Here is an 11,461-nt window from a genome sequence, read left to right as displayed (position 1 = left end):
AGGGATGCCACCGGCTCAGGCGGATCGGGAATCAATCAGGTTGCGTGCTCGGCCCACATCCAGATGCCAAGCAACACTGCCATCACCAGATCCAGGATCACCGTCACCCCGGAAAACCCCCTCAGGAACCGACCCGGACGTGAGGCGAGTTGACCCATGTAGAAGGTCTTGCTGATCAAGGCCGCGCCTATGGCCAGGGTGCGAGTTTCGGGATGGAAGGCGGCCCATACCAGCATCCCGCCGGTCAGGGCGATTAGCAGTCCCCATCCGCGCACTACGACATCGGCCACCGAACCTTCAACCGTTTCGCCGAAGGTCGAGCGCAGAGCTCTCGACGGGACGATGGCGAATTGGATCATGGACATTGTAAGCAGCCCGCAGACCGTCAGTATCGCCTCGATGTTCTCAACGACCCAAGCCAAGACACAGTCTCCACCGTATGAGGCCCGGTTGTTTTTCCCGAAGAGATCGGAAGCCGAGGCGATTTCGAGCCTAGTAGCACCGAACCCCGGTCCGGCAATCGGAATGTGACACCGGATCAGGGCTGAGAAACGGTTTGCGGCCGAGGCATGGACCGGGCGGTGCCAACATGACGGACCGGTCGACGACGGGATAGCCCTGGGGTTGAAGCAGACTATCGCCCCGTCGACCCGAACCCGCCCGCGCCCCGCGCCGTCTCGTCCAGGATCTCGACCTCGACCACGGTCGCCTGGGCCACAGCGGCGATGACCATCTGGGCGATACGATCTCCGCGATGGATGACGAACGGCTCCTGACCCAGATTGATCAGGATCACCCCGACCTCGCCGCGATAATCGCTGTCGATCGTGCCCGGCGTGTTGGGCGCGCTGATCCCGTGCTTGAGAGCCAGACCCGAGCGTGGCCGGATCTGCGCCTCCCAACCCTGTTCGAGGGCGATCTTCAGACCTGTCGGCACCAGGGCCCGCGCGCCGGGCTCCAGGGTCATCGGCGCATCCTCCGGGACGGCGGCGCGCAGGTCCATGCCGGCCGAACCGGCGGTCTCATAGGCAGGCAGGGCCAGGCCCTCGGCATGGGGCAGGCGCAGGATGCGAAGCGTGCTCAAGTCAGACTCTCAGGCTTTCGGGGAGAAGTGATCGGCGATGCGGTCGGCGAGGCGTGACGCCACCTCGGTCTTCGACAGACGCGGCCAGGCGTCGGCACCGTCCCTGGTCACCAACAGCACAGTATTGCCGTCTGTGCCGAAGACATCGGCCGAGACGTCGTTGCCGACGATCCAGTCGCAGCCCTTGCGGGACAGTTTCGACCGCGCATTGGCCTCCAGATCCGTGGTCTCGGCGGCGAAGCCGATCACGAGCGCCGGCCGGTTCGGGCCAGGCCTGGATATCCCGGCCAGGATGTCAGGATTCTCGATCAGGGCGAGCGTCGGCGGCCCGCCGGGCACCTTCTTGATCTTTCCGCCCGCGACCGTGTCCACCCGCCAGTCGGCCACGGCGGCACTCAGCACCGCGATATCGGCCGGCAGCGCGGCTTCGGTGGCGGCCTTCATTTCCATTGCCGTCTCGACGCCGACCCGCGTCACCCCCGCGGGCACGGCCAGACCCGTCGGACCGGACACCAGGGTCACCTCGGCCCCCCGCGCGGCCAGGGCGGCGGCGATGGCATAGCCCTGTTTCCCGCTGGACCGGTTGGTCAGCCCCCGTACCGGATCGATCGGCTCGAAGGTCGGGCCCGCCGTAACCACCGCCTTGCGTCCCTTGAGAGCCCGACCGTCGGGACCGGCCAGCAGGTCGGTGATGGCCTGAAGGATCGCGCCCGGCTCGGCCATCCGGCCCGGGCCGAACTCGCCGCAGGCCATCTCCCCGTCGTCAGGGCCGACCACAGCAACGCCGTGGAAGCCGTCGAAACTCTGCAACCGCGCGAGATTGGCCTGCACCGCCGGATGCAGCCACATCCGCACATTCATCGCCGGAGCCAGCAGCACCCGTTTGTCCGTCGCCAGAAGCGTCGTCGAGGCCAGATCATCGGCCATGCCGTTCGCCGCCTTGGCGATCAGGCCCGCCGTCGCCGGCGCCACGACCACCAGATCGGCCCAGCGCGACAGCTCGATATGGCCCATGGTCGTCTCTTCGTCCGGATGGAACAGGCCCATCCTCACCGGATGGCCGGTCAGGGCCGCCAGAGACAGGGGAGTGACGAACTCGGCCCCGCTCCCGGTCAGGATCGACTGCACCTCGCAACCCGCCTTCTTCAGCAGCCGCACCAGTTCCAGCGCCTTGTAGGCAGCGATGCCGCCCCCGACGATCAGCAGGATTTTCCGGTTGGTCAGGGCCGCGCTCGACATGACGCCGGTCTAGCCGCCGGCGAGCCCGACGTCGAGGCAGTGAAAAAGAACATTGCGGGAACAAACAACCTGTGGCTAAGTCTTTCGGGCGGATATCACCTGGAGGATGTGATGAGGGTTTGGATGACCACCGGCGTGGCCTTCACGGCGATGCTGACCTTGACGGCGTGCGGCAACGGGGACTCGGCGGTCGAGACTCGAGATCGAACGGCCGAAGCAAACACGATCGGCCTGACGTCGACGGCCGCGGCCCCAACCCCGGAGGCTCCGACCGGGAAGACGGCTGTGACCGCCAACCGGCGCGAGACTGTCGACGAGAAGATCCAGCGCCTCTACGAGGACAACGGCTCCGATTTCGACGCCCGGTCGGCCGAGGACTTCCTCGACAAGGTCACGAGCTTCACGACGCGGCCGCCATCCGGGACGGAAACGGCGACACGGCCGAACGGCGACACCCTGCTGTATCAGGCCTCGACCAACACCTTCGCCGTCGTGGCGCGCGACGGCACGGCGCGCACCATGTTCAAACCCGACGACGGCGCGACCTACTGGGCGGAACAGAAGGCCGCCGCCCCAACCTTCGGCCAGCGGCGATCGCAGAACTGAGAGGGGGCGGTCACCAAAGGCAACGGCCGTCTCGCCCAACCCGCGAGGCGTCGCGTGTCGAGCAGGAGCGCCAACACACAGACGGAAGACGCCTCAGGCTTCTTCCGTCTTGCCGGTCATCTCGCGGATCACATCGAGCGCCAGTTTCTGCTGGCGGCTGGACATCTGCGGAGCCAGCCGTGAGATCTCGATCGTGTAGCGGGTCAGGGGGAAGTCGTGAGCGAAAGAGGCCGCGCCGGTCTCACCCTCCGCCATCCCTGGCTGAGCATTCAGCCCCTCGAAGAAGTACCCGACATCAACCTTGAAGAAGCGGGCGATGTCCCAGAGCTTGGACGCCGAGATTCGGTTGGCACCCTTCTCGTATTTCTGGATCTGCTGGAAGGTCAGCCCCAACGCCCGACCCAGGTCGCTCTGATTATAACCCAGACTGATGCGCTTCTCGCACACCCGTCTGCCCACATGCCGGTCCACCGGGTGGGGACCATCTTCGCCGACGCCTCTAGCCATTCTCGTTTTTGAGTCCTGGATTGCAACCGGCGACCACATGCGCTCGTCGCGTAAGGCTGTCATCTGAAATCTGGGAAATGGAAATTACAGGAAGAGCTTTGCCCTGGCTTCGACACAGCCGTGGTTTCGAACGCTGGTCTCAAATCGGCCCGTCGCAGACCGACTTCACCGTCGGCGACTCTTCGCGATAGAAGCCCCGGCCGGAGCCAGTCCGCCCAGCACCATCAGCCAGAAAAACAGATCACCGACCCGACCATAGGGCGTGATGCCGACAGGCTCGGGCAACAGGGCGTCGATGACTCCGCTCTCACCCGGATCCAGGCGCCGGCCGTCGATGACCCGGCCCCAGGGATCGATCATGGCCGAGACTCCGGTCGGCGTCGCCCGCACGACCGGCAGGCCTGTCTCGATGGCGCGATAGCTGGCCAGATTCAGATGCTGGATGGGTCCGGAGGTCGCGCCGAACCAGGCGTCATTGGAGACATTGACGATCCACTCCGGCCGTCCGCCGGCACCCGGCGTGAACCCGGGGTAGAGGCTCTCGTAGCAGATCAGCGGCTGGACCCTGGGCGCGTTGGGCAGGTCGATCGGCGAAGGACGCGGGCCCGGGCTGAAATCGGCGGGCATATGCACCAGGCTACGCACGCCGATCGCCCCCATCAGACCGCCCAGCGGCAGGAATTCGCCGAACGGCACCAGCCGGTGTTTGTCATAGACGGCGGCGACCCTCAGCCCCGCCTCGCCTTCGTCGACCATGGCGAACAGGCTGTTGTAGTATTGCGCCCGACCGTCTGAACCCACCTCGCCCCTTGGCAGGCCCATGAGCAGGGTCTGGCCCGGCTGGACCGCACGGGCGATGGCCGGGCCGTCCGGAGAACCGGGCGCGAAGACAGTGTTGAAACTCGCCGGCAGGGCACCCTCGGGCCAGACCACCACGTCAGGCCGGGCCGCGCCGGGACGCGCCGTCAGGTTCACATAGCGATCGACGATGGAGCGATAGGTTTCCGGCGACCATTTCGATTCCTGCTGCACGTCGGCCTGGACGATACGGATCAGGGTGTCCGTGTCCCGCACCTGGGCGCCGGCCAGCCGGATCGTCCCGCCGAGGACCAGAGCCGCAAGGACAGTCATACCGGTCAGGGCCACCCCGACGCGCGCCTTCCGCGTCCCCGCTCCGGCCAAGGGCGCGAAGGCGCAGACTGCCGCCAGCGTGACGAAGCCAAGACCATAGACCCCGACCACGGCCGCGAACTGCGATCCTGCCGAGCCCGCGCCCCAGCTGGCCCCCGCGGGATTCCACGGGAAGCCCGTCAGCACGTGGCCGCGCAGCCATTCGAGCAGGGCGAAGCAGGCGGGGAAGACCAGAACCCGGAACAAACCTTCCGGCGCGAATCGACGATACAGTGCCGTCGCCGCGCCCCAGAAGAGGCCGATCCCGGCGGGCAGCAAGCTTGCTGCAAAGGGGGCCATCCAGGCCTGGGCCGGATCGACGAGGAAGGCCTCGGCGACCCACCAGCAGCCGACGCCGAAATAGCCGAACCCGGCCAGCCAACCCATCCAGAAAGCGCCGCGCACCGATCCAGACCGTTCGGCCAGCAGCATCAACAGCGGATAGCCCAGCAGTCCGGGCAGGATGCCGAACGGCGGATGGGCCAGGGCCCCAGCGATCCCGGCGACCAGGGCCAGACCGATCCGGGCCAGACGCCCGTCCAGGGCCCGGGTCAGGGCCTCGCTCGATTTCCGGAGAAGTTCAGCCGTCATGCGGGAGCGTGTATGGGTCCGATACGCCCAGGCTGGCAAGGATCGAGCGCTCCTCGCCTTCCATCGCCTCCGCCTCGGCGTCATCCTCGTGGTCCCGGCCCAACAGGTGCAGCACCCCGTGCACGACCAGATGGGTCAGGTGATTGCGCAGCGTCTTGGACTGTTCCTCGGCCTCCGTCGCGCAGACGCCATAGGCCAGGACGATGTCACCCAGAGGCCGCGGATTTGCACCCGGCATCGCCGCCGCCGGAAACGAGAGCACGTTGGTCGGCCTGTCCTTGCTGCGGAACCGGTCGTTCAGGTCGCGTACCGTCTGGTCGTCGGTCAGCAGGATGACAACCCCTCCGGCCTTGTCGCCCAGGACCGCAACCGCCGCCCGTTCGACCACCGCCTCGACATCGTCGATGGCGTCGGTCCAGTCCCCGGCCTCGACCTCGACCTCGATCATCGCGCAGGACCTTCCAGATCCGGTGCCGGCCGCCCTGCCGCCGCATCGGCGTCATAGGCGCGAACGATCCGCTCGACCATGGCGTGACGCACGACGTCCTGGGCTTCGAACTCCAGCACCCCAACCCCCTTCACGTCCCGCAGGATGCGCAGGGCGTGGGCCAGGCCGCTGTCACGCGGGTTCAGGAGGTCGATCTGCGAGGGATCCCCCGTGACCACCATCCGCGCCCCCTCCCCCAGCCGGGTCAGGACCATTTTCATCTGCAGGCGCGAAGTGTTCTGCGCTTCGTCGACGATGACGAAGGCGTGGCTCAAGGTCCGGCCGCGCATGAAGGCGATGGGGGCAGCCTCGATCTCGCCCTTGTCACGCCGCCGCTGCACGTCCTCGGCCCCCAGGATGTCGTTCAGCGCCTCCCAGATCGGGGCCAGGTAGGGGTCGACCTTCTCGTTCAGGTCGCCGGGCAGGAAGCCCAGCTTCTCGCCCGCCTCGACAGCCGGGCGGGTGATGACCAACCGGTCAACCTGCCCCCGCCGCAGCAGGGATGCGCCATAGGCCGCGGCCAGGAAGGTCTTTCCCGTTCCCGCCGGACCGACGCCGAAGCTCAGTTCGTGATTGGCCAGGGTATCCAGATAGCGGGCCTGGGCATCGGTCTTGGGCACAATGGCGCCGCGCTTGCCGATCGGCAGAGCCATGGGGTCGACGCGCCGTCCGCCGCCGGTCACCCCGGTGCGAGCCGAGCCGATACCCGCACGCACATCGGCCTCATTGACCTCGGCGCCCTTCTCTGCGCGCAGGGCCAGGCCTTCGATCACCTGTCTGGCATTGGCGCGGTCACGCGCGCCGCCATTGATCGAGACCCCGCCGCCGGGCGCCTCGATCAGCACCTTGAACGCGTCCTCGATCAGGGCGACGTGGCGGCTGTTCGGTCCGATGACGGCCCGAAGGGACTGATCGTCCAACGCCAGAAATTCACTCTCACGAGCCAACAAGCTTACCCTTCAAACTGTTCTGAGCGCCCTGCTCTATCCGGACTGGAATGATCCGGCCGAGCAGATGATCCGCGCCGTCGACGTGAACGGATTGCAGATAGGGGGAGCGGCCGACCGCCTGCCCGGGATGGCGGCCCTTGCGGTCGAACAGGACATTCAGTGTTCGACCGGCCTGACTCTCGTTGAAGGCAATCTGCTGTTCGGTCAGCAGAACCTGCAACGCCGCCAGCCGACTCCTCATCACCTCGCCCGGAATCTGGCCGGGGAGAGTCGAGGCAGGTGTGCCTGGGCGCGTCGAATACATGAAGGAAAAACAGGCCGCATAGTTCACCTGGCGCACCAGATCGAGCGTGTCCTCGAAATCCCGGTCCGTCTCGCCGGGAAAGCCGACGATCATATCGCCGGCCAGGGCAAGGTCCGGCCGCACCTCGCGGATGCGACCGATCAGTTCGATGTATTTCTGACGCCCGTGCTTCCGGTTCATCAGTCGCAGGATCCGGTCCGACCCCGCCTGCACCGGCAGGTGCAGATAGGGCATCAGGGCCTCGACCTCGCCATGCGCCGCGATCAGGTCGTCGGACATGTCGTTGGGGTGGCTGGTCGTGTAGCGGATGCGGGCCAGCCCAGGGATTTCCGCCAGGCACCGCACCAGTTTCGCCAGGGTCCAGGCCTTTCCGTCTGTCCCCGCGCCGTCATAGGCGTTGACGTTCTGGCCCAGCAGGGTGACCTCGCGCACCCCCTGATCCGCCAGCCCGCGTGCCTCGGCCAGGACGTCGGCGACGGGCCGCGACCATTCCGCTCCGCGCGTATAGGGCACCACGCAGAAGCTGCAGAATTTGTCGCACCCCTCCTGAACCGTCAGGAAGGCGGCGTAACCCTTGACCTCGCGCAGCGACGGCCCGCCGGCGTTCAGGGCGTCGAACTTTTCATTCGGCGCGAAGTCGGCACCGATCCGCTCGCCGCGCGACCGCGCCGTGCGGGTCAGCAACTCCGGCAGCTGGTGATAGGCCTGGGGTCCGACGACGATATCGACGGCCGGGGCCCGCAGCATGATTTCCTCGCCCTCGGCCTGGGCGACGCAGCCCGCCACAGCGATGGTCATTCGTGCCTCGCCGCGTGCCATCTTCTGCTCGCGCAGTTGACGCATCTTGCCGAGCTCGGAATAGATTTTTTCGGCCGCCTTCTCGCGGATATGGCAGGTGTTCAGGATGACGAAATCGGCGGCCTCCACCTCGTCGGTCGTGGCGTATCCGAGCGGACGCAGGACATCGGCCATACGCTCGCTGTCATAGACATTCATCTGGCAGCCGTAGGTCTTGATGAATAACCGTTTCGGAGACGGGCTCCCGGCGGCCGTCCCAACCTCGGACGCGATCAGGGTCTCGGTCATGACGGGCTTATGATCGTACGACCGGAGGGTCGCAAGATCGCGGAACCGCTGGTGTCAGGACAGTTCCCCCGGATCGACCCGTGCCGCGTTGCGCGTATAGATCAGGCCCTCGCGCTTCGACGGTTCGGCACCTTCGATGGCCTTGCCGTACAGCTCCAGCTTGTGGCCGACCAGTTCGAAGCCCAGCCGTTCTGCGATCTCGGTCTTCAACCGTTCGATCTCGGCGTCGAAAAACTCGATGACCTCGCCGGTCCGGGTGTCGATCAGGTGATCGTGGTGATCGTCGCCGGCCTCTTCGTAGCGACTGCGGCCGTCGCCGAAGTCATGCTTCTCGACCACGCCCGCCTCTTCGAACAGACGCACGGTGCGATAGACGGTGGCGATCGAGATGTGGGGATCGATGGCGGAGGCGCGGCGATACAGCTCCTCCACGTCGGGATGGTCCTCGGCGTTGCCGAGGACACGGGCGATCACCCGGCGCTGTTCGGTCATGCGCATGCCGCGCTCGGCGCAGAGTTTCTCGATCCGGTCCATGGGCTGTCAGGATAGAGGCGCGATCCCCTCGTGGGAAGCCGTTCAGGCCAAGTTGAGAACGAGAAGCAGGGCATCGGCCGCCGGGCCCTCCGCACGCGGATAATAGCGCGGCCGCCGACCCGCCGCCTCGAAGCCGAGCGCGCCGTACAGGGCTCGACCCGGGCCGTTGTCTTCCGCCACTTCGAGGAACATCCGGATCGCGCCGGATGCGGCGGCGCGTTCGGTCGCGGCGCGGACCAGATGCGCGCCCAATCCCTGTCGCCGGGCCGCCGGTCGCACCGCGAGCGTCAGAATCTCTGCTTCGTCGGCCACGGCGCGGATCAGGATGAAACCGTCGGTCGCGCCTTCCAGGATCACCCCGTCCTGACCCAGAAGATCTGCGAAGGCCGAAGCGGACCACGGGGCGTCGAAGGCCTCTGAATGCAGGTCGGCGAGCGCCTGCGACAATTCGCCGGGGGCGGCCATTGTGCTCACGCAGCCGGGGCGGGTCGGGCCTGACCGGGCAGGCGCGTGGGCGGGGTCGCATCGGGTGCCCGCAGATAGAGCGGACGAGGCGGATTGTCGGCGGGATCGTGCCCCGCCGTCAGAGCCGCGAGCGCCGCCGGATCGGGTGCGGTCTGGGTGGAGGCCTCGGCACCAACCAGAACCGCGCCCGACCCGGTGATGCGCCAGACCCGGCCGGTCAACCGGGCCACGGCGTCCTCCAGCGACAGGGCTTCGGGCTGCGACGCCGCGCGACCGGTCTCGAACAGCTGCAGATAGACCTGGCCCCGTCGCGCATCGATCACGGCCGCCGTAGCCCCCTCCCCGCCGTCTGCGGACCGCGCCAGAGCTTCCAGTGTCGAGACCCCGACCACCGGCAGGCCCAGCGCCGCACCCAGCCCCTGGGCGAAGGCCAGCCCGACCCTCAAGCCGGTGAAGGACCCCGGCCCGACGGTCACGCCGATCCGGTCGAGGGCCTCGAACCCCCCGCCCGCCTCGGCGACTGCGTCGCGCACAAAGCCGCCCAGCCGCTCGGAATGGCCGCGTGCCATGATTTCCGACCGGACGCCCAGCGCCCGGCCGTCCTCGAACACGGCCGCCGTGCAGGTGTCCAGGGCCGTATCGATGACCAGAACCCTCATCGGACCCGTCCCGTCAGGATGACGGCGCAAGGGCTTCTGCGATCCGGGCCAGGGCCTGACGTAAACTTCGGTCGCGGATCAGCGGAAAGGCGGCGGCCACGGCCCGACCCTCCGCGGTCGCGGTCATGAAACGGAGGTTGGACAGGTCGTCGGTCACCGGCGCCGCAGCGGACGGCCGGTCCGGAAACAGCGCCCCCGGCGCCACGCCGAGCGCAGCCGCGATGTCGCTCAGCCGCGAGGCCGAGATGCGGTTCGCTCCCGCCTCGTATTTCTGCACCTGCTGAGGGCTGACGCCGAGGCGCTGCGACAAGGCCGTCTGCGACAGGCCCATGGCGGAGCGACGCTCCCCGATGCGGCGTCCGACGAGGGCGTCCACGGCGTCCGGCGAACGAGGCATGAGGGCGGCTCCGACTCTTCTGATGTCCGGATCGTTTCACGTCGTCGCCCAATATGCAATCTTTTCGTTTCATTCGTCGAGCCTGGCGCGGACGGCGGCTACGCCTGCGACCGTGCTCCGATCGAGGCTGGTCTCGATCTCCAGCCCGCCTGGTCCACCCTTCACATACAGGCGGTCGCCGTCTGCGCGCTGATAGAGCCGGACGAGCCGCGTGCCGTCCGCCAGATCGATGACACAGCCCTGATCACGGCGCGGCCAGCGGCCCGGATCGAATTCCAGCACCACGCCGGACGCAGCCCAGGGCGCGAGGTCGTCGTTGGACAGCTGCATTCGCTCGATCCGGCCTGTCTGGGCGGCCGGTGGCGATGTGAAGGCACGACGGGGATTTTCCACGCCGCTCGGGGGGGCAGGCGTCGGAGACGTCTCCCGCGCCAGAACCAGCGCCAGGTCCTCAGGCGTCGCATCGAGCGCTCCGGTCAGGCGGCGCTGGACGTCGGGGCGAAACAGGCCGGGTCGTTTGCCGCTTTCGTAGAGGCCCCAGCCCTGGCTGGTCATGCCGATGCGGGCGCCGGCCTCGGCCTGGCTCAGGCCGATGTGGCGACGCAGGGTCGCCAGTCCCTCGCCGAGAGCGGCGGCGTCGGGGTCGGATGCGAAGCGGGCCATGGCTGATTGTGCCCCAGACGACGACCTCATGCGAGACGGAAACGTTTCACCCTCGCTCAAGCAGCGAGGCTCCGCGAGCCGAGCGATAGCGCCCCCTAGATGACCTGTTCGACGCTCGTCACTTCGGGGACATAGTGTTTCATCATCTGCTCGACCCCGGCCTTCAGGGTCATGGCCGACGAGGGACAGCCGGCGCAGGCGCCGCGCATCCGCAGCGACAGCACCCCCGTCTCCTGGTCGAAGGCGTCGAACAGGATGTCGCCGCCGTCCTGGGCCACGGCCGGACGGATGCGGCTGTCGAGCAGGGCCTTGATCTCGGCTACGATCTCGGAGTCCTCGACGCCGTCGTCAGGGCCCGCCTCGCCGTCGCGCAGAAGGGGCGCGCCCGAGACGAAATGGTCCATGATGACCGACAGGATCTCGGGCTTCATCTCCGACCAGTCGCGACCATGCTCGGCCTTGCTCACCGAGACATAGTCCGCGCCGAAGAAGACGCCGGAGACGTCCTCCAGCGTGAACAGGGCCTCGGCCAGGGGCGAGGCCGTGGCCTGGTCGATGGTCAGGAACTCGCGCGATCCGGCCGGCGCCACATCGCGTCCGGGCAGGAACTTCAGGGCGTTCGGGTTCGGGGTCGGTGCGGTCTGGATGAACATGATGGGGAAATGCGCCTCGATTGAGCGGTTCGCAAGGGCGGCGGCGGGCGGGTGGGACTCCGGAAT

Annotated in this window: 15 protein-coding genes; 1 reads left to right on the top strand and 14 read right to left on the bottom strand. The window is 67.4% G+C overall.

The window, feature by feature from the left end; all coding sequences use genetic code 11:
• Positions 1 to 35: 35 nt before the first annotated feature.
• From ACW18A_RS15315 to coaBC, 3 genes are all read right to left on the bottom strand, one after another.
• Complete coding sequence (locus tag ACW18A_RS15315) at positions 36 to 422, bottom strand: hypothetical protein (protein WP_492022566.1); 387 nt, start codon at positions 420 to 422, stop codon at positions 36 to 38.
• A 212-nt stretch (positions 423 to 634) separates the two neighbouring features.
• A complete protein-coding gene (gene dut / locus ACW18A_RS15310) occupies positions 635 to 1,084 on the bottom strand; it encodes a dUTP diphosphatase (RefSeq protein ID WP_492022565.1) in 450 nt (149 codons plus the stop codon).
• Positions 1,085 to 1,093: 9 nt separating this feature from the next.
• Complete coding sequence (gene coaBC / locus ACW18A_RS15305; protein WP_492022564.1) at positions 1,094 to 2,323, bottom strand: bifunctional phosphopantothenoylcysteine decarboxylase/phosphopantothenate--cysteine ligase CoaBC; 1,230 nt, start codon at positions 2,321 to 2,323, stop codon at positions 1,094 to 1,096.
• Between the two features lie 123 nt (positions 2,324 to 2,446).
• Here coaBC and ACW18A_RS15300 point away from each other — a divergent pair, with 123 nt between their 5' ends.
• The gene (locus ACW18A_RS15300) at positions 2,447 to 2,929 is read left to right on the top strand and encodes an S-type pyocin family protein (protein WP_492022563.1); all 483 of its coding nucleotides are present in this window, start codon (positions 2,447 to 2,449) and stop codon (positions 2,927 to 2,929) included.
• A gap of 93 nt (positions 2,930 to 3,022) precedes the next feature.
• Here ACW18A_RS15300 and ACW18A_RS15295 read toward each other — a convergent pair whose 3' ends face one another.
• From ACW18A_RS15295 to ACW18A_RS15245, 11 genes are all read right to left on the bottom strand, one after another.
• Positions 3,023 to 3,436, bottom strand: a complete 414-nt coding sequence (locus ACW18A_RS15295) for a helix-turn-helix domain-containing protein (RefSeq protein WP_492022562.1) — start codon at positions 3,434 to 3,436, stop codon at positions 3,023 to 3,025.
• A 165-nt stretch (positions 3,437 to 3,601) separates the two neighbouring features.
• Positions 3,602 to 5,197, bottom strand: coding sequence for an apolipoprotein N-acyltransferase (gene lnt, locus ACW18A_RS15290; RefSeq protein WP_492022561.1), 1,596 nt, complete (start codon positions 5,195 to 5,197; stop codon positions 3,602 to 3,604).
• Positions 5,187 to 5,645, bottom strand: coding sequence for an rRNA maturation RNase YbeY (ybeY, locus tag ACW18A_RS15285; RefSeq protein WP_492022560.1), 459 nt, complete (start codon positions 5,643 to 5,645; stop codon positions 5,187 to 5,189). Before ybeY ends, lnt begins: the two co-directional genes overlap by 11 nt.
• On the bottom strand, positions 5,642 to 6,631 hold the full coding sequence (locus ACW18A_RS15280; protein WP_492022559.1) for a PhoH family protein: 990 nt from the start codon (positions 6,629 to 6,631) through the stop codon (positions 5,642 to 5,644). The genes ybeY and ACW18A_RS15280 overlap by 4 nt, the downstream gene beginning before the upstream one ends.
• A complete protein-coding gene (miaB, locus tag ACW18A_RS15275; RefSeq protein ID WP_492022558.1) occupies positions 6,621 to 8,024 on the bottom strand; it encodes a tRNA (N6-isopentenyl adenosine(37)-C2)-methylthiotransferase MiaB in 1,404 nt (467 codons plus the stop codon). Before miaB ends, ACW18A_RS15280 begins: the two co-directional genes overlap by 11 nt.
• A 54-nt stretch (positions 8,025 to 8,078) precedes the next feature.
• Positions 8,079 to 8,558, bottom strand: coding sequence for a Fur family transcriptional regulator (locus ACW18A_RS15270; RefSeq protein WP_492022557.1), 480 nt, complete (start codon positions 8,556 to 8,558; stop codon positions 8,079 to 8,081).
• Positions 8,559 to 8,600: 42 nt separating this feature from the next.
• On the bottom strand, positions 8,601 to 9,023 hold the full coding sequence (locus ACW18A_RS15265) for a GNAT family N-acetyltransferase (RefSeq protein ID WP_492022556.1): 423 nt from the start codon (positions 9,021 to 9,023) through the stop codon (positions 8,601 to 8,603).
• 5 nt (positions 9,024 to 9,028) lie between these two features.
• Positions 9,029 to 9,682: a tRNA (adenosine(37)-N6)-threonylcarbamoyltransferase complex dimerization subunit type 1 TsaB gene (gene tsaB / locus ACW18A_RS15260; RefSeq protein ID WP_492022555.1), complete on the bottom strand. Its 654-nt coding sequence runs from the start codon at positions 9,680 to 9,682 to the stop codon at positions 9,029 to 9,031.
• A gap of 13 nt (positions 9,683 to 9,695) precedes the next feature.
• Entirely contained in the window at positions 9,696 to 10,079 is a 384-nt protein-coding gene (locus tag ACW18A_RS15255; RefSeq protein WP_492022554.1) for a helix-turn-helix domain-containing protein, read from the bottom strand.
• Between the two features lie 69 nt (positions 10,080 to 10,148).
• Entirely contained in the window at positions 10,149 to 10,742 is a 594-nt protein-coding gene (locus ACW18A_RS15250) for a helix-turn-helix domain-containing protein (protein ID WP_492022553.1), read from the bottom strand.
• A gap of 95 nt (positions 10,743 to 10,837) precedes the next feature.
• Complete coding sequence (locus ACW18A_RS15245) at positions 10,838 to 11,395, bottom strand: NifU family protein (protein WP_492024409.1); 558 nt, start codon at positions 11,393 to 11,395, stop codon at positions 10,838 to 10,840.
• Between the last annotated feature and the right edge of the window lie 66 nt (positions 11,396 to 11,461).

The sequence above is a fragment of the Brevundimonas sp. AVps5 genome (assembly GCF_058681515.1).
This window is presented reverse-complemented; position numbering and strand designations above follow the sequence as displayed.

Coding starts and splice junctions, on each gene's coding strand:
- coaBC (WP_492022564.1), bottom strand. CDS start 2,323: ATGTCGAGCGCGGCCCTGACCAACCGGAAAATCCTGCTGATCGTCGGG.
- ACW18A_RS15300 (WP_492022563.1), top strand. CDS start 2,447: ATGACCACCGGCGTGGCCTTCACGGCGATGCTGACCTTGACGGCGTGC.
- ACW18A_RS15295 (WP_492022562.1), bottom strand. CDS start 3,436: ATGGCTAGAGGCGTCGGCGAAGATGGTCCCCACCCGGTGGACCGGCAT.
- lnt (WP_492022561.1), bottom strand. CDS start 5,197: ATGACGGCTGAACTTCTCCGGAAATCGAGCGAGGCCCTGACCCGGGCC.
- ybeY (WP_492022560.1), bottom strand. CDS start 5,645: ATGATCGAGGTCGAGGTCGAGGCCGGGGACTGGACCGACGCCATCGAC.
- miaB (WP_492022558.1), bottom strand. CDS start 8,024: ATGACCGAGACCCTGATCGCGTCCGAGGTTGGGACGGCCGCCGGGAGC.
- ACW18A_RS15270 (WP_492022557.1), bottom strand. CDS start 8,558: ATGGACCGGATCGAGAAACTCTGCGCCGAGCGCGGCATGCGCATGACC.
- ACW18A_RS15265 (WP_492022556.1), bottom strand. CDS start 9,023: ATGGCCGCCCCCGGCGAATTGTCGCAGGCGCTCGCCGACCTGCATTCA.
- tsaB (WP_492022555.1), bottom strand. CDS start 9,682: ATGAGGGTTCTGGTCATCGATACGGCCCTGGACACCTGCACGGCGGCC.
- ACW18A_RS15255 (WP_492022554.1), bottom strand. CDS start 10,079: ATGCCTCGTTCGCCGGACGCCGTGGACGCCCTCGTCGGACGCCGCATC.
- ACW18A_RS15250 (WP_492022553.1), bottom strand. CDS start 10,742: ATGGCCCGCTTCGCATCCGACCCCGACGCCGCCGCTCTCGGCGAGGGA.
- ACW18A_RS15245 (WP_492024409.1), bottom strand. CDS start 11,395: ATGTTCATCCAGACCGCACCGACCCCGAACCCGAACGCCCTGAAGTTC.